Genomic DNA, 22,591 nt, shown 5'->3' with positions numbered 1-22,591 from the left:
TTCTTCGCGCCCCGGCCGATCGCCCATCCATGGAGAGCGTATGCGTCTGGTTCCCGTTGTGCTTTGGCTGGCGCTGTGCGCTGCCGCGCCGGCGTTCGCGCAGCAGGCGCCCGCCGCACCGCCGTCGGCTTCGTCGGTCACCGACCTGGCGCCGGTCGCGGTCAGCGGGGTGCTGCCTGGCCCCGGCCTGTGGAAGGTGCGCAAGGGCGATCACGTGATGTACGTGCTGGGCACGCTGTCGCCGCTGCCCGAGCGGATGCAGTGGAAGACCGACGAGGTGGAGGAAGCGATCGCCGCTTCGCAGGAGGTACTCGGCCCGCCGTCGGTCAGCATCAAGCCCAAGGCGGGTTTCTTCGGCAAATTGTTCCTGCTGCCCTCGCTGATCGGCGCGCGCAAGAATCCGGATGGCGTCACGCTGAAAGAAGCGCTGCCGCCGGACGAGTACGCGCGCTGGGAAACGCTCAAGCAGAAGTACATCGGCGGCGACCGCGGCGTGGAAAGCTGGCGCCCGATCTTCGCGGCGCTGGAACTCTACGAAAAGGCGATCAAGCGCAATGGCCTCAACGCCTCCGGCGGCGTAAAGGACACGGTGCGCGAGCTGGCCAAGAAGCACGGCGTGAAGTTCAGCGCCACGCGCTACGAAATGCTGATCGAGGAACCGCGCGCCGCGCTGAAGACGTTCAAGACCTCCGGCATGCAAGACAAGCAGTGCTTCAGCCAGACTCTGGATACGGTCGAGCGCGGCCTGGGCGGCGTCACCGCGCGTGCGAACGCGTGGGCGGTGGGCGATATCGATGCGCTGCGCAATCTGCCGATGAACGATCAGCGCGAGGCGTGCATCGAGGCGATCACCGGCGCCGGCTTTGCCGAAAAGCTCGGCTTCAAGGATGTGCCGCGCAAGGTGGAGGACGCTTGGATGGCAGCGGTTGATCGCGCGTTGGCGGCGAATGCACAGACGTTCGCTTTGGTGCCGATGGAAGAGGTGTTGTCGCCGAAGGGGTTGCTCGCGAAGCTGAAGGCGCGGGGCTACGTGGTGACGGCACCGGATGAGGAAGATCCGCAGCCTTCGAATTGATGCGACATATTGCTGCCTTTCCCTCGGTAGAGCGGGGTGGGGTGAGGGGCCGGGCGGCGTAGACGCGGGAGCCTCAAAGCGAGCGTCGCTTTGCAGAACGTCTTCCGCGAGCCCCGACCCCTCATCTGCCCGCCGGCATCTTCCTCGCTCCTCAAAGCAGAGCACATCCATGTGCCCTCTCCGCGTACTCCCCGGAGGGGAGAAGCGTTCACTTAGGTGATCAATCGAGTTTCCCCGGGCGCGAGCCCGTCCAGCGCATACCCACCGACACTCACCCGTATCAAGCGCAAGGTCGGAAACCCTACCGCCGCCGTCATCCGCCGCACCTGCCGGTTGCGGCCTTCGCGCAGGGTGATCTCGATCCAGCTGGTAGGGATGTTCTTGCGGAAGCGCACCGGCGGATCGCGTGGCCACAGCCATGCCGGTTCGTTCGCATGTTCGGCGCCGGCGGGCAGGGTAGGGCCGTCGTTGAGTGCGACGCCGGTGCGCAAGCGCGCGATCGCTTCGTCGGTGATCGCGCCATCGACCTGCACCAGATATGTCTTCGGCTGCTTGTGCTGCGGGTCGGTGAGCCGGTGCGCCAGGCGGCCGTCATCGGTGAGCAGCAGCAGGCCCTCGCTGTCGTAGTCGAGGCGACCGGCGGGATAGACGTCTTTCTGGCGCACGAACTCGGCCAGCGTGCGCTTGCCCCCTTCGGGACTGAACTGGCACAGCACATTGAACGGCTTGTTGAGCGCGAGCAGCATGCGCCGCGCTCAGTGCGCGGCAGCCGTCGCCGGGTTTTCCGGTTTCACGAAGCGCAGCGTCATGCGATCGGATTCGCCGATGGCCAGGTACCTGGCCTTGTCCTGCTCGCCCAGGGTCAGCGTCGGCGGCAGCGTCCATACGCCCTTGGGATAGTCCTTGGTGTCCTTCGGGTTGGCGTTGACCTCGCTCTGGCCTTCCAGCTTGAAGCCGGCATCGGTGGCGAGCTTGATGACGAAGGGCGTGGGCAGGTAGCCGCTTTCCTTGACGTCCTCCAGCTTGGCGCCATCGGCGGCGCGATGGTCGACCACGCCGAGCACGCCGCCGGGGCGCAGCGCGGCGTAGAAGGCCTTGAACATCGCCGCCGCGCTGTCGTCTTCCACCCAGTTATGCACGTTGCGGAAGGTCAGCACCATGTCCGCCTGGCCGGCCGGGCCGAACGAGGGTGCCTTGGGGTCGTACTCGACGATCTGCGCCTTGCCGTAATGCTCCGGGTCGGCGGCGAACTTCGCGCGCAGGCCGCCATCGCCCGCTTCGCTGCCGGATTTCTTCACGGCAGCGGTGTAGCTGCCGTTGTCCTTGAGCAACGGAGCGAGGATCTCGCTGTACCAGCCGCTGCCGGGGGTGATCTCGATGACCTTCAGGTCAGGCCGGATGCCGAAGAATTGCAGCGTGCCCTTGGGATGGCGGTACACGTCGCGCGCACGATTCTTTTCCGAGCGCCAGCTGCCGGCCAGTACGTTGTCCAGCTGGGCGGCGGTGAAGTCGCTGGCGGTGGTGGGCGGCACCAGGCCATTGGACGGCTGGTCCTGCTGCGCATCCAGCGCAGCGGCGGGCATGGAGTTGCCGGTGCAAGCCGCCAGAACGACGGCGGCCAGCAAGGGGGCGAAGTGACGGATCGTCGTCATGAGGGGCGTTTCCGGAAAGTGCCAGGTGAGGCTAGCACGCGTTTTCGCGCCCGCCATGTATACGTTTGGTGGATGGACAGTGAGCGTGGCGTGCACGCGGCCCGATCAGAACGGTCGCGGGCACACCGATTGCAGGCCGTCGATGTGCTCGTGCAGATCCGGCGCGATGCCTTGCCACATCGGGTCGAGGATGAAGTCGATGCCTTCGTAGCGGGCTAGCTTCGCGGCCGGAATGAAATCGGCATCGCCGGCGACGAGCACGATCTGGTCCACCAGCTTCTTATAGGTGAGCGCGGCGATGTCGATGCCGATCTTCATGTCCACCTGGGTCTGGCGCATGTCCGGTTCGAAGTGTTCGTCGCCCAGCTCGTTCCACTGCAGTGCGCCGTCGCGCAGCTGCTGGTAGGTCTGGTGCTTGAGCTTCCATTCGCCGCGCTCGGCCAGGCGGCCCAGGCGCAGCGCCATCTTGCGCTGGCGGCGCAGCTGGTCGTGCAGGTCGCGGCGGAATGCGGCCGCGCCGGTGCGCGAGAAGTCGTAGCTGTCGCCGCTGATCGGACGCACGAAGCTTTTTTCCAGCGGCGGGCAGTCATAGAAGAAGATGCGGTACAGCGCCTCGCGCGGACGATCCAGCGCCTTGAGGTGCTCGAGCGCCATGCCGAACACGGTCTTGGCCACGGTGCGGGCGTCGTTGGCGTCGCGCTCGCCCCAGACTTTGCGGTAACGCGCAAGAAAAAATGCGCCGTCGACGAGGATGGCGGTGCTGGACATAGGAAATCCTTATGGTCGGTGTCGCGTCGGATCATGAAAAAAGCGCCGGCCCATAGCGGCCGGCGCGGGGATTTTAAGGCAAGGCGTCGCGCTGCTTCACCCGGTGGCGGCACGCGTGCCCGCGGCGTAGGCCATGGTCTGTGCGTAAGCCGAGGCCTCGCAGAGGATCCAGTCGCGGAATACGCGCAGCCCCGCATGGCCGAGCGAGCGCGGCGGATACACCAGGTAATAGGCCTCGGAAATGTGCATGTAGCGCTCGCCCAGCACGTGCAGCAGGCCGGCTTCGACCAGCGGCCGCGCGGTGACCATGCGGCCCAGGGCCACGCCCATGCCTTCCAGTGCGCCGCGCTGCAAGGCGTCGGTGGTATCGAACTGCGCCACGTAGCGGGGCGGCGGCGTGCCACCGAACAGCTCGAACCAGTCGCGCCAGCGGTTGCCCGGGTCGCCCAGCAGCGGCCAGGCGCCGAGGTCGTCCAGACTCGTGCCGCGCATGCGTTCCAGCAACGCGGTGGAGGCCACCGGCGCGATCCATTCGCCGAACAGATGCTCGCTTTCCACGCCGTCCCAAGCGCCGCGACCGTAGCGCACGGCCGCATCCACCGGATCGCGCTCGAAATCCACCAGCAGCGAGCTGGATTGCAGATTGAGCTCCAGCTCCGGATGCGCCGCCACCAGGCGCGCCAGGCGCGGCACCAGCCAGCTGCTCATCACGCCGGGGCTGGCGCTGAGCGTGAGGGCCTCCTCGCGCCGGCAGCGATAGGTGCTCATCGCGCGGTCGATGCCTTCGAAGTGATGGCCTACGGCTTCCAGCAGGCGGCGTCCCTCGGCGGTCAGCTGTACGCCGCGCGGGCCGCGGTCGAACAGCTTGCGCTCCACCCGTTGTTCCAGCTGGCGGATCTGATGGCTGAGCGCGCTCACAGTGAGATTGGCCTGTTCCGCCGCGCGCGACAGGTTGCCCAGCCGCGCGGCGGCGACGAACTGCTGCAAGAGATCCAGCGAGATGCGAGCCATCTTGAATATCCCTCAAGTCTGGCTTGCGAATATATCGCTTTGGCGCGGGCTGCCGAATGTCTATCTTGAGCCTCCCGCCACATGGCGGAACCCGTGGGAGGGCTGTCATGAGTTCGCTTTGGACCAACCTGCTGTTCCTGCATGGCCACATCACCGACGTGGGTCTGGCGCGCCGCCTGGCCGACGCGCCCAAGCCCGCGGAGAAGCCGCGCGGTCGGCGGCAGCGCGAGGAAGCGGTGCAGACCGCTTGCGTCGAGCCTTCGCGGATCCCGCCTTGCGGCGGTGGAGCCTGCGCGACGACCTGAAGGATCGAAGGGCGATGGGTTCGGCCGGCCGGCTTGAATTGGCGCTGGCCGACCGGCACGTTTGCGGGTGACTCGCCGTCGATCGCTGGCGGCCTTCCAAGTCTCCCGCCATAAGGAACCGTCCCCATGCAACATCGCCAACTGGGCCGCTCGCCCCTCGCTGTCGCCCCGCTCGCCTTTGGCGGCAACGTATTCGGCTGGAGCGCTGACGAAAAGCGTTCGTTCGAACTGCTGGACCTGTTCGTGGACTCCGGCTTCAACCTGGTCGATACGGCCGATGTGTACTCGGCCTGGGTACCGGGCAACCATGGCGGCGAGTCGGAAACGATCATCGGCAAGTGGCTCAAGCGCAGCGGCAAGCGCGATCGCGTGCTGATCGCCACTAAGGTGGCCAAGTGGGCCGAGCACAAAGGCCTGTCGCCGATGAACATCCAGCAGGCGGTGGAAGGCTCGCTCAAGCGCCTGCAGACCGATCACATCGACCTGTACCAGGCGCACGAGGACGACGCCAGCGTGCCGCTGCACGAAACCCTTGGTGCATTCGCGCGCCTGATCGAGCAGGGCAAGGTGCGCGTGATCGGCGCTTCCAACTACGGCGCCGATCGCTTCGCCGAAGCGCTGCAGGTTTCCGCGCGCCACAACTTGCCGCGCTACGAAAGCCTGCAGCCGGAATACAACCTGATGGTGCGCGGCGGCTACGAGAAGCAGCTCGAGCCGCTGGTCCTCAAGGAGAAGATCGGCGTGATCAATTACTACGCCCTGGCCAGCGGCTTCCTCAGCGGCAAGTACCGCAGCGAGGCGGACCTGGGCAAGAGCGCGGCGCGCGCGGCGGCCGTGCAGAAGTTCCTCAACCCGCGTGGCATGGGCGTGCTGGCTGCGCTCGACGAGATCGCCAAGGCGCATCGCGCCACGCCGTCGCAGGTGGCACTGGCCTGGCTGATCGCCCGGCCCGGCATCACCGCGCCGATCGCCAGCGCCACCAGCGTGGAGCAGCTGAATGAGTTGATGGGCGCGGTGCGACTGCAACTCGGCCAGGACGAGATCGCGCGGCTGGATGCGGCCAGCGCCTGACGTGGCTCATGCAAACGCGTGATGAAAAACGGCGCCTTCGGGCGCCGTTTTTTTTGTTGGGGAGTTCAGAGCCCGAAGAACTTTTCCGCCGTCGCCGTACTGCGTGCCGCGGTGACCTCCACCGGCTCGCCGCGATCGCGCGCGATTTCGTAGCAGATGTGGCGCAGGTACATCGGTTCGTTGCGGCGATGGCTGGGCTGCGGCTTCACCGTGCGCGGCAGGAGGTAGGGCGCGTCGGTCTCGATCATCAGGCGGTCGGCGGGAATCTCCTTCACCAGCTCGCGCAGGTGGGTGCCGCGGCGTTCGTCGCAGATCCAGCCTGTGATGCCGATGTGGCAATCCAGCGCGAGGTAGTCGCGCAAGGCCTCGCCGGTGTCGGTGAAGCAGTGCACCACCGCGGCCGGTACCTTGTCCCGGTAACGGCGCAGCAGGGCGAGAAAATCGTCGTGCGCGTCGCGCTGATGCAGGAACAGCGGCTTGCCCAGGTCCGCGGCGATGCGCAGCTGGCGTTCGAATACGGCCAGCTGCACGTCGCGAGGCGAATAGTTGCGGTGGTAGTCCAGGCCCGTCTCGCCGACGGCGCGCACCTGCGGGTGAGTGTGCAACTGGCGCAGCAGGGCGTCGGTCTCGTCGTCGTAGTCCACCGCGTGGTGCGGATGCACGCCCGCCGTGGCGTACAGCTCGCCGGGATGGCGTTGCGCCAGCTCCAGCGCGTGGACGCTGCCTTCGCGCGAGGCCCCGGTGACCACCATGCGGGTCACGCCATGTTCGCGCGCCCGCGCCATGACCTCGTCGAAGTCGTGGCGGAAGGATTCGTGGGTGAGGTTGGCGCCGATGTCGAGCAGCTGCATGGATCGAAGAGCGTCCGCAAAAACGTGCATTGTCCCCGAGCCTCGCGGCCGGGGCAAAAGAGCCTGGCTCCAGGGGGCGAAAAAGTCCTAGTAGCGAATCGCAAGTTTTAGCACGCCGTCGACATTTCCTGCGCATTTGTATTGCTAGCGTCAATCCGGGTTCGCCGTATCTGGCGGACCCGACACGTTGAGGGGGAGCCGGTGCGTGAGCCTGGCAACCGGATGGGCGCGTTCTGGGGAGTGCGCGCCGCCCGGCATCCCTTGGGGGCCTCTCAATCCATCCAGACGAAGAAGGGAGTTCGAATGAATCGTTCGCAAGTGAAGCTGCTGGCCGCATCGCTGTTGCTGGCCCTGGGCCTGCCTGCCACCGCCATCGCCACCGATGACATTTCCGGCAACACCCGTTTCGACCTCAGCTCGGTGCAGGAAGACAGCACCTATGACCGCTTCATCGTGGTCTACCGCAACGGCAGTACCGAACGCACCAGTCCCGGTGCGGCCGTGCAGGCGCTGTCGGCGGCCGCCGGCAAAGCCAGCAGCCTGCATGTCGGCGGTCGCGCGCTGGGCCTCAACTACAAGCGCAAGCTCGCCAGCGGCGGCGATCTGGTGACCACCTCCCGCCGCCTCGACGCGGCCCAGACGCGGCAGTTCGTGCAGCAGATCGCGGCCGATCCGGCGGTGGAGTTCGTGCAGCCCGACTATCTGCGCCATGCGCTGGACAAGCCGACCAAGGCGCAGCCGCAGGCCGCGGCGACCTTCACCACGCCGAACGATCAGTACTACGCCACTTACCAGTGGGATTACCTGGCGGCCAGTGGCGCCACCTTTGCCGACAAGAGCCTGGGCACCTCGGTGGCCAACTGGGGCGGCGCCAATATCCAGCAGGCCTGGAGCCTGGCCGACGGCAGCGGCATCGTGATCGCCAGCCTCGATACCGGCGTGACCAACCACCCGGACCTCGACCTCACCCTGGCCGACGCCGGCTACGACTTCATCAGCACCGCGCTGGTATCCGGCCGTTCCGCCGACGGTCGCGCTGCGGGCGGCTGGGATACGGGTGACTGGACCACCGGCAGCAAGTACCTCGCCAGCAACGGCGGCTGCGTGGATTCCACCCATCCGGCCGAAGACAGCAGCTGGCACGGCACGCACGTGTTCGGCACCGCCGGCGGCGAGAAGACCAACAACACTACCGGCATGGTCGGCACCGCGTTCGGCGCCAAGGTCCTGCCGGTGCGCGTGCTGGGCCATTGCGGCGGCTACGACAGCGACATCGCCGATGCCATCACCTGGGCCTCGGGCGGCCACGTGGACGGCGTGCCGGACAACACCCATCCGGCGCAGGTGATCAGCATGAGCCTGGGCGGCAGCGGCACCTGCACCTCCAGCACCGTCACCGGTCGTGCGATCAGCGGCGCGATCGGCCGCGGCGCCACCGTGGTGGTAGCGGCAGGCAACAGCAACGCCAACGTGTCCGGCTTCTCGCCGGCCAGCTGCCCGGGCGTGATCGCCGTGGCCGCCACCGGCATCACCAGCCGCCGTGCGTACTACTCCAACTACGGTGCCGGCATCACGCTGGCCGCGCCGGGCGGCGGCGTGTACGCCAACGATGGCTCCAGTGGTTCCCAGGCGACGACCGGCTTCATCTGGTCGACCATCGACTCGGGCACCACCACGCCGTCGGGCTCGACCTACGGCGGCATGGCCGGTACCTCGCAGGCCACGCCGCACGTCGCCGGCGCGGTGGCGTTGATGCAGAGCTATCGCCTCGCGCTGGGCAAGGCGCTGCTGAATTCCACGCAGGTCACGTCGCTGCTGAAGTCGACGGCCACCGCGCCCCAGGTCAAGCCGAGCAAGAGCAAGCCGATCGGTGCGGGCATCCTCAATGCCTATGCCGCGGTGCAGGCGGCAGGCGCGCAACCCTGAAGAAGCCGGGCCGGCTCGCCGGCCCGGTGCGGCGAAAAGACCGGCGCTTTCCGGGCGCCGGTCTTTTTTAGTGCGCTGCCGCACGTTTGTGCGCTGGGTAGGATGACCGCCGTGCCGCGGTGTGCAGTCGGGCGCCCTCGCAACTGTCTTGGAGGATGTGCTACGAATGTGGACTCACGCGCCCGGCACGGGCGATGCGCGAGCATCGCGGGCGGAATGTTGGAACTGGAAAGCGGGGTGAGTGCATGTCGGCAGTGGCAAGGCCGGCGGCCGGCGAGGCAGGGATGGCAGAGCATGGCCGCGAGGCGGCGGTTTGCGATCTGCTGGTTGCGCGCGGACGCCTGAAGGACAGCGACCTGCAGCGCGCCCGCCGGCTGCACGAAGAATCGCCGGAGGGCACCCTGACCGCGCTGATGGCGCGACTGGGACTGGTGTCCGAACGCGACCTGGCCGAGGCCTGGTCGGAATTGCTCGCCACCCCGCTGCTCGCCGCGCGCGAGGCGCCGGAGTTGCCGCCGGCCGAGCTGGACGTGTCCGTGCGCTTTCTCAAGCTGCACCATGTGGTGCCGGTGCGCGACGGCGAAGACGGCCTCGCCCTGCTGGTCTCCGACCCGGCCGATCCGTATCCGCTGCAGGCGGTCGAACTGGCCGCCGGGCGGCCGGTGACCCTGCGCATCGGACTGCGTTCGGAAATCGACGACCTGATCGAGCGCTACTACGGCTCCGGCCGCTCCGCGATGGGCACCATCGTGGAGAACCTCGACGGCGGCAGCGCGGTGGAGGACGACGTCGAACATCTGCGCGACCTCGCTTCCGAAGCGCCTGTCATTCGCCTGGTCAACCTGATCCTGCAGCGCGCGGTGGAACAGCGCGCGTCGGACGTGCACATCGAGCCGTTCGAGAACCGGCTGAAGGTGCGCTACCGCATCGACGGTGTGCTGCACGAAGTGGAAGCGCCGCCGTCCAGCTCCACCGCGGCGGTGATCTCGCGCGTCAAGATCATGGCCAAGCTCAACATCGCCGAGCGCCGCCTGCCGCAGGACGGCCGCATCCAGCTGCGCGTGCAGGGCAAGGAACTGGACCTGCGCGTGTCCACCGTGCCGACCAGCTTCGGCGAGTCGGTGGTGATGCGTATCCTCGACCGCGAATCGGTAGTGTTCGATTTCTCCACGCTGGGCTTCACGTCCGCCTTTCAGTCGCGCTTCGTCGACGTGCTGGAGCGCCCGCACGGCATCCTGCTGGTGACCGGACCCACCGGCTCGGGCAAGACCACCACGCTGTATACCGCGCTGGGCAAGATCAATACGCCCGACGTCAAGATCATCACCGTCGAAGATCCGGTCGAGTACCAGATCGAAGGCATCAACCAGATCCAGGTGAAGCCGCAGATCGGGCTGGACTTCGCCGGTGCCCTGCGCTCGATCGTGCGCCAGGACCCGGACGTGATCATGATCGGCGAGATGCGCGACCTGGAAACCTGCCGCATCGCGATCCAGTCCGCGCTCACCGGCCACCTGGTGCTGTCCACCCTGCACACCAACAGCGCGGCCGGCGGCATCACGCGCTTGCTGGACATGGGCGTGGAGGACTACCTGCTCGGCTCCACCGTCAACGGCATCCTGGCCCAGCGCCTGGTGCGCCGGCTGGATCCGGAAACGGCGATCCCCTACGAGGCGATGCCCGAGGTGATCGAGCAGTTCGAGCTGCACAAGTACACCGACGAACGCCCCATCCGCCTGTGGAAGCCCGGCAGCAGCGCGGCCAATCCCACCGGCTACCGCGGCCGCCGCGCCATCATGGAATTCCTGGTGATGAGCGATCCGCTGCGCCGCCTGGTGATGAAGCGCGCCGATGCCGGCGAGATCGAGCGCCAGGCGCGCGTCGAGGGCATGCGCACCATGTACGAGGACGGCATCGCCAAGGCTGTGGCGGGCATCACCACCATCGAGGAGGTGTTGCGTGTCACGCAGGAGGGCTGACGCCCATCGGCACGTGGCACGCAGCGACGGTCGCTTATGAGCCAGTTCCACTACCGCGCCGTCAGCGATGGCGGCGACATCGTGCAGGGCGAGATGGAGGCCGGCAGCGTCGAGGAAGTGATCTCGCGCCTGCAAGACCAGGGCCACACGCCGCTGGAAGCGCGGCTCGCCAACGAAGCGGGCGTGAGCGGCGGCTTCGGCGGCCTGCTCAAGCGCGGACCGTTCACCGGCGACCAGCTGGCGCAGTTCACCCACCAGCTCGCCACGTTGCTCGGCGCCGGCCAGCCGCTGGATCGCGCACTGGGCATCCTGATGGACCTGCCCGAGGGCGAGCGCGCGAAGAAGCTGGTCGAGCGCGTGCGCGACCGCGTGCGCGGCGGCGCGCCGCTGTCGCAGGCGTTCGACGAAGAGCACGGGGTGTTTCCCAAGCTTTACATCAGCCTGGTGCGCGCGGGAGAAGCCGGCGGCTCGCTGGAAGACACCCTGCGCCGCCTGGCCGACTATCTGGAGCGTTCGCAGCAGCTGCGCGGCAGCATCGTCAACGCCTTGATCTATCCCGCCTTCCTGATGGTGGGTGTGCTCGGTTCGCTGGTATTGCTGCTGGCCTACGTAGTGCCGCAGTTCGTACCGATCTTCGAAGACATGCAGGTGCCGATTCCGCTGATTACGCAGGCGGTGCTGGCGCTGGGCAACCTCATCCAGTCGTGGTGGTGGCTGCTGGCGCTGGTGATCGGCGGCGGCCTGTTCCTGTGGCGCGCAAGATTGCGCGATCCCGCCGCGCGGCTGGCCTGGCACGGCCGATTGCTGCAGAAGCGGCTGGTCGGGCCGCTGCTGCTGAAGGTCGAGACCGCGCGCATCGCCCGCACCCTGGGCACTCTGCTCAAGAACGGCGTGCCGCTGCTGTCGGCGCTGGGCATCGCCCGCCAGGTCACCTCCAACCGGGCCCTGGACCAGGCGCTGGAGCAGGCTGCGGAACAAGTCAAAGGCGGCGCGGGTCTGAGCCTTGCGCTGGCCCAGTCGCAGCGGTTTCCGCGGCTGGCCCTGCAGATGGTGCAGGTGGGCGAGGAGGCCGGACAGCTGGACACCATGCTGCTGAAGGTGGCCGACACCTTCGAGCTGGAGAGCAAGCGCGCGATCGATCGCCTGCTCGCCGCGCTGGTGCCGGCGCTGACCATTGTGATGACCATCCTGGTGGCCATCATCATGGCGGCGATCCTGCTGCCGCTGCTCAGTCTTACCAGCAATATCCAGTGATTTCGAACGGAGAGAAAGCCATGGCTGTATTGATGAAGCGGGAACCGGAAACAGGGAAGAAGGCACGGATGGAAACGTCGAACGTCGCGGTATCTTCCCGCTCCGCGCGCTCCGTTCCCCGCTCCCTGCGCGCCGCGCGTGCGCGCGGCTTCACCCTGCTGGAGATGCTCGCGGTCATCGTGCTGATCGGCATCATCGGCGCGGTAGTGGTCACCCAGGTCGGCAAGAATGTCGACAAGGGCAAGTACGGCGCGGGCAAGGCGCAGCTCACCACGCTCAGCCAGAAGATCGAGAACTACGCGCTGGATAACGGCTCCCCGCCGCAGCAGCTGCAGGATCTGCTGGCCAAGCCGGCCAACGCGCGCAACTGGCAGGGCCCGTATGCGAAGGAATCGGAACTGAAGGATCCGTGGGGTCATCCGTTCGGCTACAAGTACCCGGGTGACCATGGCAACTTCGACCTGATCTTCTACGGACAGGATGGCCAGCCCGGCGGCGACGGCTACAACGCCGACTACGGAAACTGGCAGTAATGAACGGGGAGCGTGCGACGGAGAGCAGGCAACGGGAGGAAGCGGCGCGACGCCTTGCTTTTCCCCCTCGCCCGTCCTCGGCCGCCCGTTCCCTGCGCGCTGCGCGCGCCCACGGCTTCACCCTGCTCGAGATGCTCGCCGTGATCCTGCTGATCGGCATCGCGGCGGCGGCGGTATCCGTCTCGGTATCGCAGGGGCTGGCCAGCGCACGCGTCAACGCGGCCAGCGTGGAGATGGCCGCCGCGCTGCGCGCCACGCGCGCCCAGGCGATCGTGCGTGGCAAGGAGCAGGTGTTCGACGTGGACATCCGCAAGAACGTGTACCGCGGCGCCGACCAGCGCGAGGTGCGCCTGCCCGCGGGCATGAAGCTCGGCATCACCAGCGCCAAGGAAGACCAGCCCAACGCCACCACCGGACGCATCCGTTTCTTTCCGGACGGCAGCTCGACCGGCGGACACATCACGCTGCAGCGCGAGCAGCGCAAGTGGCAGGTCAACGTGTCGTGGCTGACGGGCGCCGTGAGTGTGGTGGCGTCGTGATCCCCTCCGTTTCCCGTGCGCGGGGTTTCAGCCTGCTGGAAGTGATCGCCGCGATCTTGCTGCTGGCGATCGCCTTCACCGCGCTCATGCGGGTCGCGGGAGGCTCCATCGGGCTCACCAACAACGCAGCCGACTACACGCGCGCGGCGCTGTGGGCGCGCAGCCTGCTCGATACGGCCGACGCGCAGGGGCCGCTGCGGCCCGGCCACACGGAGGGGCAGTTCGACCGTCAGTACCGCTGGCGTCTCACCGTGACGCCGTGGCGTCCGGCCGACTCCGATCCGCAGCAGCAACTCCCGATGCAGATCATGAAGCTCGATCTCGATGTGCTGTGGGGGCAGGGACGCGGCGAGCGTTCGGCGCGCTTCAGCACCCTGCGCATGGCCGCGCCCCAGGCCGGCCAGCAGTGATGCGCGGGACATCGAGCCATGGGGAGCGGCGCGCGCAGGGCTTCAGCCTGCTCGAAGTCCTCGGTGCCCTTGCCCTGATGGCGCTGCTCCTGCTCGGCGTCTATTCCGGCGTGCGCACCGCTACCAAGAGCGTGCGTTCCGGCGGCGTGGCGGTGGAGCAACTGGATCGGCTGCGCTCGGCCCAGCAGTTCATGCGCCAGGAACTGGCGCAGATCCAGGCGGTGCCGCAGGCGAAAGATGCCAACGGCGACAACATCTATTTCGTCGGCGACGCGCAGAGCATGCGCTTCGTCGCGCCCCTGCCGGGTTACCTGGGCAAGCTCGGGCCGCAGCTGCAGGAGTGGAAGCTGGTCTCCAACGGCAAAGGCGGCTCGCGGCTGGAAGTGCGTTTCGCGCTGCTGCCGCCGGACGGTTCGGCGCCCAAGCCGCTGGGTGAGCCCGAAGTACTGATGGAAGACGTGCGCGATGGCCATTTCAGCTACCGCACGCCGGATACGGCTGACCAGCCCGGCAGCTGGCAGGCCGCATGGCAGGACCCGCGCCTGCTGCCGCGCATCGTGCGCGTGGACATGACGCTGGACGGCCTGCACGACTGGCCGCGCCTCGACGCGCCGTTGCGTATCGATCCATCTGCCGGCCTGGGCCAGCAGATGGATCTGCTGCGCGGCCTGCGCCGTCCGCAGGTGGTGCGATGACGCGGCGGCGCGCCCGTGCCGGCCAGCGCGGCGTCGCGCTGCTGGTGGTGCTATGGGCCTGCACGCTGCTGGCGATCCTGCTGGGCGGCTACGCCATGCTCGCGCGCACCGAAGGCCTGCAGGCGCGCTACCAGTTCGCCCAGGTGCGCGCGCACTACGCCGCCGAGGCCGGGGTGACGCGCGCGATCTACGCCATGCTCGATGCGTCGCCGAACGGACACTGGGTGCCGGACGGACGCGACTATCCGTTCCAGTTCGACGACGCCAAGGTCAACTTGCGCGTGACTGACGAAAGCGGAAAGGTCGACATCAATGCCGCTTCGCCCACCGTGCTGCAGGCCTTCTTCAAGGCTGCCGGCATGAACGACGCCGCGGCGAACGAACTGGCCGGCCACGTGGTCGAATGGCGCAGCTTCGGCCGGCCCGGGGATCTGAACAACAACGCGGCGTATCTGGCGGCGGGGCGCGATTACGGCCCGCGGCACGGTCCCTTCGCGAGCCTGGAGGAACTGCAGATGGTGCTGGGCATGGAGCCGTCGGTGTATCGCAAGATCTCGTCTCAGATCACCCTCTGGTCGGGCCGCAATGCACCGGACCCGAACTACGCCCAGCCGCTGGCGCTGCAGGCGATTCCCGGCATGACGCCGGAGCAGGCGAACGCGCTGTACGCCGCAAGACAGCAACCTGGCGCGAAGCCGGGCCTAGGCGCCAGTCAGGGCGTGACGCATAGTATTCGTTCGGAAGCGACGCTGCCGGACGGAACGCGCGCGGTATTGCGCGCCACCGTCCGGTTACAGGGAGCGAGGGCCGGGGCACAGCCGTATGCGGTGCTCCGCTGGCAGGAGGGTGACGGGGAATGAGCATGACCAGTTCGCTGCGACCGCAGCTCGAACAAGTGCGCCGTGCCTGGCGCGCTTCGCCGTTGCCGTCGTTCTTCGCCTGGTGGGGCGGCGAGCTGGCGGCGCTCGCGCCGGCGCGCTGGCGCGGCTGGTTCGGCGGCGGCGCAGCCTGGCATCTGCTGGAGCGCGTGGACGGCGAATGGCGCCTGCGCCGCGACGGTTCGCCCGAGGTGCTCGCGCAATGGAGCGACGAGCTGGACGCACCCACTCAGCAAGTGGCGCTCGCCGATGGCCTGCGCGGCGTCGATCGCGAGGACCTGCGCCTGGCCTTGTGCCTGCCGCCGCCGATCGTGCTGCGCCGTTCGCTGCTGCTGCCTGCCGCGGCGCGCGACACGTTGCGCCAGGTCGGCGCGTTCGAGATGGATCGGCAGACGCCGTTCCGCGCCGAGCAGGTGCGCTACGACATCCGCGAGCTGGACGCGCCGGCGCCAGCCGGCCGCCTCGCCGCCGAGCTGGTGGCGGTGCCGCGCGGCACGCTCGATCCGCTGCTGGCGCGGCTGCACCAGCTGGGCATCGCGGTGGATGCAGTCGACCTCGCTGCGGGCGACGGCCGCACCGGCGTCAACCTGCTGCCGCCGGAACAGGCGCCGCGCCGCGCGCATCCGCGCCAGCGGCTCAACATGGCGCTGGCCGCCGCCATCGTGGTGCTGGCGGTGATGTCGCTGGGCGAATGGCTGCACAACCGCCGCAGCGCGCTCGAACAGATGCAGGCCCAGGTCGAGACCATGCGCGGCGAAGCCCAGCAGGTCGCCGCGCTGCGTCAGCAGCTGCAGGACAACGCCGGTGCCGCCGGCTTCCTGGCCGAGCGCAAGAAGAACACCGTCGGTGCGCTCGCCGTGCTGCAGGATCTCAGCCAGCGCCTGCCCAATACCGCGTGGCTGGAACGCATGAGCATCGACAACACCGGCCAGGTCGGCTTCCAGGGACAGAGCCCGCAGGCCGCGCGGCTGGTCGATGCGCTGAAGGACTCCACTGTCATCAGCAATCCGAATTTCCAGGGCACCATCCAGGCCGACCCTCAGACCGGCAAGGAACGCTTCTACATGGTCGCGCAGCTGCGCAAGCAGGCTCAGTCCAAGCCCGCCGGCCCGGCGCCGGCCGCGCCGGGCACCAGCGGAGGCAAGTCGTGAAGCTTGCCGCGATGAAGCCGCGCGACAGCCGCATCGCGGCGGTCCTGCTGTTGCTGATCGTGCTGGTGATCGCGTACTTCGCGTTGCTGCACTGGTGGTTCGTCGCGCCGATGCTCGATGTGAATGCGCAGATGGCGGACCTGCGCGACACGCAATCGCGCTTCGCCTCGGCTATCGCCGAGAAGCCGCAGCTGCAGCAGCGCATCGCCTCGCTCGGCCAGGGACAGGCCACCGACAACGCCTTCCTGCCGGAGGACGATCCCAGCGCCGCCGCCGCAGGCCTGATGCAGCGCGTGGTCGACGTCGTGGGCGCGCATCCGGAAGGCGGCAGCTGCGAGGTGAGCCAGAAGATGCCGGTGCCCAATCCGCCGGCCTCGGACAACGAGCCTTACCGCAAGGTCGCCGTGAGCATCAGCCTGCGCTGCGACATGCAGCCGCTGGCCGCGGTGATGCACGACCTGGAGCAGGGCACGCCATATCTGTTCATCGACGACCTGACCATCTATCGCAACCCGGTCGCCGCGCAGCAGGCCGGCCAGCAGGCGTCCGCGCCGCCGCCGCTGGAGGTGCAGTTCACGCTCAGCGGCTACGTGCGCCAGTCCCGTTCCGGCGGTGCCGCGCCGTCCGCGCCGCCCTCCACGGGCGACGAGGAGGGCGCATGAACGCCGCCGCGCAGCGTCGTCTCACCCCCGCGCTCGCCGGCGTGGCCGCCGTGCTGGCCTTGCTGCTGTTCGCCCTTTTCGCCGGCGTCGGCCGCGGCGTGCGCTGGGATGCGGCGCGACCGCCCGCGCCGCTGCCCGCACTGCACGCCAGCGCGGCCGACCTGCCGGTGGCGCGGCCGATGGAACAGTTCGCCACGGTGTGGCAGCAACCGCTGTTCAGTCCCGACCGCAAGCCGATCACGCGCGCCGCCAAGGGCGGCGCGAGCCTGGGCGAGATGCAGCTGACCGGCATCATCCTCACTTCCAGCCTGCACATGGCCCTGCTGCATACGCGCGGCCAGGACGCCGACGTGCGCGTCGCCGAAGGCGCCACGCTGCCGGACGGCAGCTGGAAGCTGGTGGAGGTGAAGCCGCGTTCGGCGGTGTTCGAATCCGGCAGTGGCCGTACCGAACTGGAACTGCCCGCAGGCGCGCCGATCGATGCGCCCAAGAACGACACGCAGCCGCCACCGCCCGCGCAGCCCGGCGCGATGCCCGGACCCATCGCCGTGCCGCCTGGCGCCGTCCAGCGAGTCGGGCCGGCCGCGCGCATGGGCATGAGCGAGAACGCGCCCGGCGTCGTCCCGACGCCGCCCAACGACAGCAACGCGCCGCGTCCGCCGCAGGACGAGAGCAGCTTGCAGGCCGAGCGCATCCGCCAGCTCAAGGCCGCCATCCAGAAACGTCGCGCCGAGCAGCAGCAGGCCGCGGGCAATCCTGAAGGAGCACATTGATTCATGACCGGTCACGTCACTAAGCCCGCATTGCGCATCGGCACTCTGGCCCTGGCCGTCTGGATGGCCGGCTGCTCCTCGATGCCGCCGCCGAAGGATGATGGAGCGCTGCAGCGCGAAGCCATGGCCGGCACCGAAAAACCGGCGCCGCAGCCGCTGCCCCTCAACGGCAACTTCAAGGCGCCTGACGCCGCGACTGCCGCGCCGCAGATCACCGAGGGCAGCGGCGCTTTCATCCGTCCTTCCGCGCTGGCCACGCCGCGCGCACCGGCGACGGGTGACGGCGCGGTCACCTTCAACTTCGAGAACCAGCCGGTGCAGGCGGTAGTGAAGGCGATCCTGGGCGATCTGCTCAAGCAGAACTACACCATCGCGCCTGGCGTGCAGGGCAATATTTCCTTCGCCACCGCCGCGCCGGTGGATTCGAGCCAGGCCATGCCGATCCTGGAGACGCTGCTGGCGTGGACCGGCAATGCGCTGGTCAAGCGCAACGGCGGCTACGTGGTGATGCCGGCCAAGGAAGCCGTAGCCGGCAATCTGGTGCCGAGCCTGGGTGCCGCGGCGCCGCCGGCGGGCATGCAGGCGCGGCTGTTCCCGCTGCGTTACATCTCCGCGACGGAGATGCAGAAGCTGATCAAGCCGTTCGCGCGGCCCGAATCGATCCTGCTGGTCGATCCGTCGCGCAACCTGATCGTGCTGGCGGGCTCGCCGCAGGATCTGGCCAACTACCAGCGCACCGTCAACACCTTCGACGTGGATTGGCTGCGCGGCATGTCGGTCGGCGTGTTCAACTTGCAGCACGCCAACGTCGGTGAGCTGATGCCCAAGCTCGACTCCATGTTCGGGCCCAAGGGCGATACGCCGCTGGCGGGCATGCTGCGCTTCATTCCGATCGAGCGCACCAATGCACTGGTGATCATCAGCACGCAGCCCAACTACCTGCAGGAAGTGGGGCAGTGGATCGACAAGATCGACCGCGGTGGCGGCAACGAGCCGCAGCTGTTCGTCTATGACGTGCGCAACATCAAGGCGTCGGATCTCGCGCAGTACCTGGCGCAGATCTACGCCAGCGGCGGTGGTGGCGGCAGCTCCGGCGGCCGTGTCGGCCCTGGCCTCAACGCCGGTACGCTGGGCGGTGCCGACAACACCAACGCCACCGGCATGGGCAGCACCGCCGGCAGTTTCGGCAGCAGCCCGACCGGCGGCATCGGCGGCGGCCTGGGCGGCAGCAACGGCGGCCTGAACAGCGGCATCAACAGCGGCATCAATTCGGGCGCGGGCTTCAACAACGGCACGGATAGCAAGACCAGCGGTTTCGGCGGCCCGGGCGCATCGATCGGCAGTACCTTCGGTTCGCCGCAAAGCAGCGGCGGCGGCAACCAGGCGCCGCAGCAGTACACCTCCGAGGACGGCAGCGTGCGCATCAGCTCGGTGGATGCGAACAACCAGCTGATGGTGCGCGCGCGGCCATCGCAGTGGGCGGAGATCGAATCGGCGATCAAGCGCCTGGACAACACGCCGCTGCAGGTGCAGATCGAGACGCGCATCCTGGAGGTGAAGCTCACCGGCCAGTTCCAGTTCGGCGTGCAGTGGTACCTGGAAGGACTGATCGGCGGCAAGAACAACGGCGACGGCACCTATACGCCGGGCCAGCCGGGCAATCAGCAGCAATGGGCGCTGGGCCAGGGTGGCGTCACCTACAACCCGGGCACCGCCACGTCGGCGGGCGATGCGTTCTTCTATTCCTTCATCAACCACAACCTGCAGGTGGCGGTGCGCGCGCTCGAGCAGAACGGCAATACCAAGACGCTGTCGGCGCCGTCGCTGGTCGTGCTGAACAATCAGATCGCGCAGATCCAGGTCGGCGACCAGGTGCCGATCAACCAGACCAGCGTGAATCCGGGCGTGGGTACGGCGACGTATAACCAGGTCAACTACCTCAACACCGGCGTGATCCTCAATGTGCAGCCGCGCGTGAATCCGGGCGGGCTGGTGTACCTCAACGTGCAGCAGCAGGTGAGCAACCCCACCTATCCTGCCGGCGCCACCAACCCGACCATCTCGCAGCGCTCGATGGGTACGCAGGTCGCGGTGCAGAGCGGGCAGACCGTGCTGCTGGGCGGCTTGATCTCGCAAAACGACGGCACCACCGACACCGGCATTCCCGGCCTCAACCGCATCCCGGTGCTGGGCCGGCTGTTCGGTTCGACCAACCGCAACCGCACGCGCACCGAGCTGATCGTGCTGATCACGCCGAAGGTGATCGGCAGCGCCGAAGAGGCCAAGCAGATCACCGACGAGTATCAGCAGAAGTTCGAATCGCTGGCGCCGCTGCGGCAGGGGGCGGGACAGGCGACGCAGACGACGCCGTATCCGACGAAGTAGCGCAATCGGGGTGCAGCTCCGGGAGAGCGCTGGGGTGAGGGGGAGCTACGGAGCGTAGAAGCGGAAGCTCCCCGCGGGGTAGAAGGGTTCCTTCGGAGCACGCCCGTTATCATCGTCATGATGACTCCCGCCTTTCCGATCACCCCGCTGCTCCCCGACATCCGCGCCGCGCTCGCGGCGCACCCGCGCCTCGTGCTCGAAGCGCCGCCGGGCGCGGGCAAGACCACGCAGGTGCCGCTGGCCCTGCTCGGTGAAAGCTGGCTTGGTGCCGGCAAGGTGCTGATGCTGGAGCCGCGCCGTATCGCGGCGCGCGCAGCGGCGCAATTCATGGCGCGGCAGTTGGGCGAAGAGCCGGGGCAGACGGTCGGCTACCGCATCCGTTTCGAGTCGAAGGTGAGCGCGGCCACGCGCATCGAGGTGGTGACCGAAGGCATCCTCACCCGCCTGATCCAGGACGATCCGGAACTGAGCGGTGTCGGCGCCATCCTGTTCGACGAGTTCCACGAGCGGCATCTCGCCGGCGATCTCGGTGCGGCGCTCGCGCTGGACGTGCAAGCCACGCTGCGACCGGAGCTGCGCCTGGTGGTGATGTCGGCGACGCTCGACGGCGAGCGCATCGCGCAATGGCTGGATGCGCCGCGTATCAGCAGCCCTGGCCGGAGCTTCCCGGTGCGCATCGACTATCCGCCGGCGCGTGCGCAGGAAAGCACCGAACACCATCTCGCCCGCGTGGCGCGCCTGGCGCTGGAAGAAAACGACGGTGACGTGCTGGCGTTCCTGCCCGGTCGCCGCGAGATCGCGCGTGTCGAAGCGGTGCTGGCGCAAGCGATGGAGCGGGGCGACGTGGAGGTCGTGGCGCTGCACGGCGAGCTGTCGATGGCCGAGCAGCAGGCGGCGCTCAGCCCGGCCGAGCCGGGCATGCGGCGCATTGTGCTGGCCACCAATGTGGCCGAGTCGAGCGTGACGCTGCCCGGCATCCGCGCGGTGGTGGACAGCGGCCTCGCGCGCGAACCGCGCTTCGATCCCAACTCGGGTTTCACGCGGCTGGAAACGGTGACGATTTCGCAGGCGTCCGCCGATCAGCGCGCCGGTCGCGCCGGCCGCGTCGCGGAAGGCACCGCGTATCGCCTGTGGCCGCAGAGCAAGCGACTGGAACCGTCACGCAGCGCGGAAATCGCGCAGGCGGAGTTGTCCGGTCTCGCGCTCGAACTGGCCGCCTGGGGCGTCGCCGCCGACAGCGGCGGGCTGCCGTGGCTGGACGCGCCGCCGGCCGGCGCGCTGGCGCAGGCGCGCGCGCTGCTCGCGTCGCTGGGTGCGCTGGACCTGGCCGGACGCATCACCGCGCTCGGCCGCCGCATGCTGGAACTCGGCGCCACGCCGCGCCTGGCCGCCGCCGCGCTGCGCGCGCCGCCGGAACTGCACGCGCTGGTCGCCGATCTGCTGGCGTTGATGGAAGCGCGCTCGCCGTTGCGTGGCGAGCAGGCGCGCAGCGACGACTTTCGCGCGCGCGTCACGGCGCTGCATGCCTGGCGCGATCGCCGCACTGCCGGTGCGCGTGGCGGTGCCGATGCGGGCGCGCTGGCAGCCATCGAGCAGGCCAGCAAGGGCTGGCGCAGGCGCCTGGACGTGCGCACCGCGGCGAGCGGCGTGCCGGACAGTCATGCGGTCGGCGATCTGCTGCTGCACGCCTTTCCCGATCGGGTGGCGCGGCGTGACGACAACAACCCGCTGCGCTACACGCTGGCCAACGGCCGCGGCGCGCGACTGCACGAGAACACCGCGTTGCTAGGCGAGCCGTGGCTGGTCGCGCTGGACCTGCGCTATGAGGCGCGCGACAGCCTGATCCTCGCCGCGGCACCGCTCGATCCGCGTGTGCTCGAGCGCGATTACGCCGCGCAGTTCCGTCGCGAGCGCGCGTTGCGCTGGAACGACGAGCGCAATGCGGTGGAAGCATTCGAGGAGCAACGCTTCGCGGCGATCGTGCTGTCACGCCGCAGCGTGCCGGTGCAGGCCGAAGACGCCTTGCCGGCGCTGCTTGCCGCGATCCGCGCGAAGGGGCTGGATGCGCTGCCCTGGAGCGATAACGCGCGCCGCCTGCGCGCACGCATGCAGGCGCTGCGCGAATGGATGCCGGAACTGGGCCTGCCTGACGTCGGCGATCAGGCGCTGCTGGACGCGCTGGAATCCTGGCTGGCGCCGTATCTCGACGGCAAGCGGCGCTTCGACGCGCTCAGCGCGGAAGAACTGTCGCAGGCGCTCGGTTCGCTGTTCGATTACGAGCAGCGCCGCGCGCTGGACGCGCACGCGCCGGAGAGCCTGACCGTGCCCAGCGGCATGAGCCGCCGCATCGAGTACGCCGCCGGCGAGCCGCCGGTGCTGGCGGTGAAGCTGCAGGAACTGTTCGGCCTGGCGGACACGCCGCGCGTCGGCAATGGCCGCGTGCCGGTGACGCTGCACCTGCTGTCGCCCGCCGGGCGGCCGATCCAGGTCACGCAGGACCTGAAGGGCTTCTGGGAGCGGACGTATCCGGAAGTGAAGAAGGAACTGAAAGGCCGTTATCCGCGCCACCCGTGGCCGGATGATCCATGGAGCGCGACGCCGACGCATCGCGCCAAGCCGCGCGGAACCTGAGCTCCCTCTCCCCCGCGGGGAGAGGGCTGGGCTGAGGGGGAA

Annotated in this window: 21 protein-coding genes; 16 read left to right on the top strand and 5 right to left on the bottom strand. The window is 68.5% G+C overall.

Features of this window, described 5'->3' with window-relative positions; all coding sequences use genetic code 11:
• The first annotated feature begins 40 nt into the window (after positions 1-40).
• The gene (locus tag ACNR9O_RS18955; RefSeq protein ID WP_473685915.1) at positions 41-1,075 is read left to right on the top strand and encodes a TraB/GumN family protein; all 1,035 of its coding nucleotides are present in this window, start codon (positions 41-43) and stop codon (positions 1,073-1,075) included.
• Between the two features lie 212 nt (positions 1,076-1,287).
• Here the strand turns inward: ACNR9O_RS18955 and ACNR9O_RS18950 are convergent, their stop codons facing one another.
• The 4 genes from ACNR9O_RS18950 to ACNR9O_RS18935 all read right to left on the bottom strand — a co-directional run bounded on the left by ACNR9O_RS18950 (position 1,288) and on the right by ACNR9O_RS18935 (position 4,506).
• Positions 1,288-1,821 carry a pseudouridine synthase gene (locus ACNR9O_RS18950; RefSeq protein WP_473685917.1) on the bottom strand — a complete coding sequence of 178 codons (534 nt, stop codon included), beginning with the start codon at positions 1,819-1,821 and terminating at the stop codon, positions 1,288-1,290.
• 9 nt (positions 1,822-1,830) lie between these two features.
• On the bottom strand, positions 1,831-2,727 hold the full coding sequence (locus ACNR9O_RS18945) for a class I SAM-dependent methyltransferase (RefSeq protein WP_473685919.1): 897 nt from the start codon (positions 2,725-2,727) through the stop codon (positions 1,831-1,833).
• Between the two features lie 105 nt (positions 2,728-2,832).
• A complete protein-coding gene (locus tag ACNR9O_RS18940; RefSeq protein ID WP_473685921.1) occupies positions 2,833-3,495 on the bottom strand; it encodes an NYN domain-containing protein in 663 nt (220 codons plus the stop codon).
• A gap of 96 nt (positions 3,496-3,591) precedes the next feature.
• Positions 3,592-4,506: a LysR substrate-binding domain-containing protein gene (locus tag ACNR9O_RS18935; RefSeq protein WP_473685923.1), complete on the bottom strand. Its 915-nt coding sequence runs from the start codon at positions 4,504-4,506 to the stop codon at positions 3,592-3,594.
• Between the two features lie 107 nt (positions 4,507-4,613).
• Between ACNR9O_RS18935 and ACNR9O_RS18930 the strand changes: the two genes are divergently transcribed.
• Both ACNR9O_RS18930 and ACNR9O_RS18925 read left to right on the top strand, forming a co-directional pair.
• Complete coding sequence (locus ACNR9O_RS18930; RefSeq protein WP_473685925.1) at positions 4,614-4,811, top strand: hypothetical protein; 198 nt, start codon at positions 4,614-4,616, stop codon at positions 4,809-4,811.
• Positions 4,812-4,937: 126 nt separating this feature from the next.
• A complete protein-coding gene (locus tag ACNR9O_RS18925; protein ID WP_473685927.1) occupies positions 4,938-5,882 on the top strand; it encodes an aldo/keto reductase in 945 nt (314 codons plus the stop codon).
• Positions 5,883-5,947: 65 nt separating this feature from the next.
• Here the strand turns inward: ACNR9O_RS18925 and ACNR9O_RS18920 are convergent, their stop codons facing one another.
• Positions 5,948-6,733 carry a TatD family hydrolase gene (locus ACNR9O_RS18920; protein ID WP_473685929.1) on the bottom strand — a complete coding sequence of 262 codons (786 nt, stop codon included), beginning with the start codon at positions 6,731-6,733 and terminating at the stop codon, positions 5,948-5,950.
• A gap of 303 nt (positions 6,734-7,036) precedes the next feature.
• Here ACNR9O_RS18920 and ACNR9O_RS18915 point away from each other — a divergent pair, with 303 nt between their 5' ends.
• The 13 genes from ACNR9O_RS18915 to hrpB all read left to right on the top strand — a co-directional run bounded on the left by ACNR9O_RS18915 (position 7,037) and on the right by hrpB (position 22,549).
• The gene (locus ACNR9O_RS18915; RefSeq protein WP_473685931.1) at positions 7,037-8,659 is read left to right on the top strand and encodes a S8 family peptidase; all 1,623 of its coding nucleotides are present in this window, start codon (positions 7,037-7,039) and stop codon (positions 8,657-8,659) included.
• Between the two features lie 245 nt (positions 8,660-8,904).
• Complete coding sequence (gene gspE, locus ACNR9O_RS18910; RefSeq protein WP_473700673.1) at positions 8,905-10,638, top strand: type II secretion system ATPase GspE; 1,734 nt, start codon at positions 8,905-8,907, stop codon at positions 10,636-10,638.
• Between the two features lie 36 nt (positions 10,639-10,674).
• Positions 10,675-11,892, top strand: a complete 1,218-nt coding sequence (gene gspF / locus ACNR9O_RS18905; RefSeq protein ID WP_473685935.1) for a type II secretion system inner membrane protein GspF — start codon at positions 10,675-10,677, stop codon at positions 11,890-11,892.
• Positions 11,893-11,960: 68 nt separating this feature from the next.
• A complete protein-coding gene (gene gspG, locus ACNR9O_RS18900) occupies positions 11,961-12,425 on the top strand; it encodes a type II secretion system major pseudopilin GspG (RefSeq protein ID WP_473685937.1) in 465 nt (154 codons plus the stop codon).
• 92 nt (positions 12,426-12,517) lie between these two features.
• On the top strand, positions 12,518-12,964 hold the full coding sequence (locus ACNR9O_RS18895) for a GspH/FimT family pseudopilin (RefSeq protein ID WP_473700815.1): 447 nt from the start codon (positions 12,518-12,520) through the stop codon (positions 12,962-12,964).
• Complete coding sequence (locus ACNR9O_RS18890) at positions 12,961-13,374, top strand: prepilin-type N-terminal cleavage/methylation domain-containing protein (protein WP_473685941.1); 414 nt, start codon at positions 12,961-12,963, stop codon at positions 13,372-13,374. The genes ACNR9O_RS18895 and ACNR9O_RS18890 overlap by 4 nt, the downstream gene beginning before the upstream one ends.
• Entirely contained in the window at positions 13,374-14,069 is a 696-nt protein-coding gene (locus ACNR9O_RS18885; RefSeq protein ID WP_473685943.1) for a prepilin-type N-terminal cleavage/methylation domain-containing protein, read from the top strand. Before ACNR9O_RS18890 ends, ACNR9O_RS18885 begins: the two co-directional genes overlap by 1 nt.
• A complete protein-coding gene (locus tag ACNR9O_RS18880; protein WP_473685945.1) occupies positions 14,066-14,929 on the top strand; it encodes a type II secretion system minor pseudopilin in 864 nt (287 codons plus the stop codon). Before ACNR9O_RS18885 ends, ACNR9O_RS18880 begins: the two co-directional genes overlap by 4 nt.
• Complete coding sequence (locus ACNR9O_RS18875; RefSeq protein ID WP_473700672.1) at positions 14,926-16,098, top strand: PilN domain-containing protein; 1,173 nt, start codon at positions 14,926-14,928, stop codon at positions 16,096-16,098. The genes ACNR9O_RS18880 and ACNR9O_RS18875 overlap by 4 nt, the downstream gene beginning before the upstream one ends.
• Entirely contained in the window at positions 16,095-16,760 is a 666-nt protein-coding gene (gene gspM / locus ACNR9O_RS18870) for a type II secretion system protein GspM (RefSeq protein ID WP_473685949.1), read from the top strand. The genes ACNR9O_RS18875 and gspM overlap by 4 nt, the downstream gene beginning before the upstream one ends.
• The gene (locus ACNR9O_RS18865) at positions 16,757-17,533 is read left to right on the top strand and encodes a hypothetical protein (RefSeq protein ID WP_473685951.1); all 777 of its coding nucleotides are present in this window, start codon (positions 16,757-16,759) and stop codon (positions 17,531-17,533) included. Before gspM ends, ACNR9O_RS18865 begins: the two co-directional genes overlap by 4 nt.
• Before the next feature lie 3 nt (positions 17,534-17,536).
• Positions 17,537-19,918 carry a type II secretion system secretin GspD gene (gene gspD, locus ACNR9O_RS18860; RefSeq protein ID WP_473685953.1) on the top strand — a complete coding sequence of 794 codons (2,382 nt, stop codon included), beginning with the start codon at positions 17,537-17,539 and terminating at the stop codon, positions 19,916-19,918.
• 117 nt (positions 19,919-20,035) lie between these two features.
• Positions 20,036-22,549: an ATP-dependent helicase HrpB gene (gene hrpB / locus ACNR9O_RS18855; RefSeq protein ID WP_473685955.1), complete on the top strand. Its 2,514-nt coding sequence runs from the start codon at positions 20,036-20,038 to the stop codon at positions 22,547-22,549.
• Positions 22,550-22,591 lie beyond the last annotated feature (42 nt).

It is taken from the genome of Dyella sp. CR10, from assembly GCF_055814425.1.
The sequence above is the reverse complement of the archived record's forward strand: the minus strand, read 5'-3'. Positions and strand labels throughout refer to the sequence as shown.

Coding starts and splice junctions, on each gene's coding strand:
- ACNR9O_RS18955 (WP_473685915.1), top strand. CDS start 41: ATGCGTCTGGTTCCCGTTGTGCTTTGGCTGGCGCTGTGCGCTGCCGCG.
- ACNR9O_RS18950 (WP_473685917.1), bottom strand. CDS start 1,821: ATGCTGCTCGCGCTCAACAAGCCGTTCAATGTGCTGTGCCAGTTCAGT.
- ACNR9O_RS18945 (WP_473685919.1), bottom strand. CDS start 2,727: ATGACGACGATCCGTCACTTCGCCCCCTTGCTGGCCGCCGTCGTTCTG.
- ACNR9O_RS18940 (WP_473685921.1), bottom strand. CDS start 3,495: ATGTCCAGCACCGCCATCCTCGTCGACGGCGCATTTTTTCTTGCGCGT.
- ACNR9O_RS18935 (WP_473685923.1), bottom strand. CDS start 4,506: ATGGCTCGCATCTCGCTGGATCTCTTGCAGCAGTTCGTCGCCGCCGCG.
- ACNR9O_RS18930 (WP_473685925.1), top strand. CDS start 4,614: ATGAGTTCGCTTTGGACCAACCTGCTGTTCCTGCATGGCCACATCACC.
- ACNR9O_RS18925 (WP_473685927.1), top strand. CDS start 4,938: ATGCAACATCGCCAACTGGGCCGCTCGCCCCTCGCTGTCGCCCCGCTC.
- ACNR9O_RS18920 (WP_473685929.1), bottom strand. CDS start 6,733: ATGCAGCTGCTCGACATCGGCGCCAACCTCACCCACGAATCCTTCCGC.
- ACNR9O_RS18915 (WP_473685931.1), top strand. CDS start 7,037: ATGAATCGTTCGCAAGTGAAGCTGCTGGCCGCATCGCTGTTGCTGGCC.
- gspE (WP_473700673.1), top strand. CDS start 8,905: ATGTCGGCAGTGGCAAGGCCGGCGGCCGGCGAGGCAGGGATGGCAGAG.
- gspF (WP_473685935.1), top strand. CDS start 10,675: ATGAGCCAGTTCCACTACCGCGCCGTCAGCGATGGCGGCGACATCGTG.
- gspG (WP_473685937.1), top strand. CDS start 11,961: ATGGAAACGTCGAACGTCGCGGTATCTTCCCGCTCCGCGCGCTCCGTT.
- ACNR9O_RS18885 (WP_473685943.1), top strand. CDS start 13,374: ATGCGCGGGACATCGAGCCATGGGGAGCGGCGCGCGCAGGGCTTCAGC.
- ACNR9O_RS18880 (WP_473685945.1), top strand. CDS start 14,066: ATGACGCGGCGGCGCGCCCGTGCCGGCCAGCGCGGCGTCGCGCTGCTG.
- ACNR9O_RS18875 (WP_473700672.1), top strand. CDS start 14,926: ATGAGCATGACCAGTTCGCTGCGACCGCAGCTCGAACAAGTGCGCCGT.
- ACNR9O_RS18865 (WP_473685951.1), top strand. CDS start 16,757: ATGAACGCCGCCGCGCAGCGTCGTCTCACCCCCGCGCTCGCCGGCGTG.
- gspD (WP_473685953.1), top strand. CDS start 17,537: ATGACCGGTCACGTCACTAAGCCCGCATTGCGCATCGGCACTCTGGCC.
- hrpB (WP_473685955.1), top strand. CDS start 20,036: ATGATGACTCCCGCCTTTCCGATCACCCCGCTGCTCCCCGACATCCGC.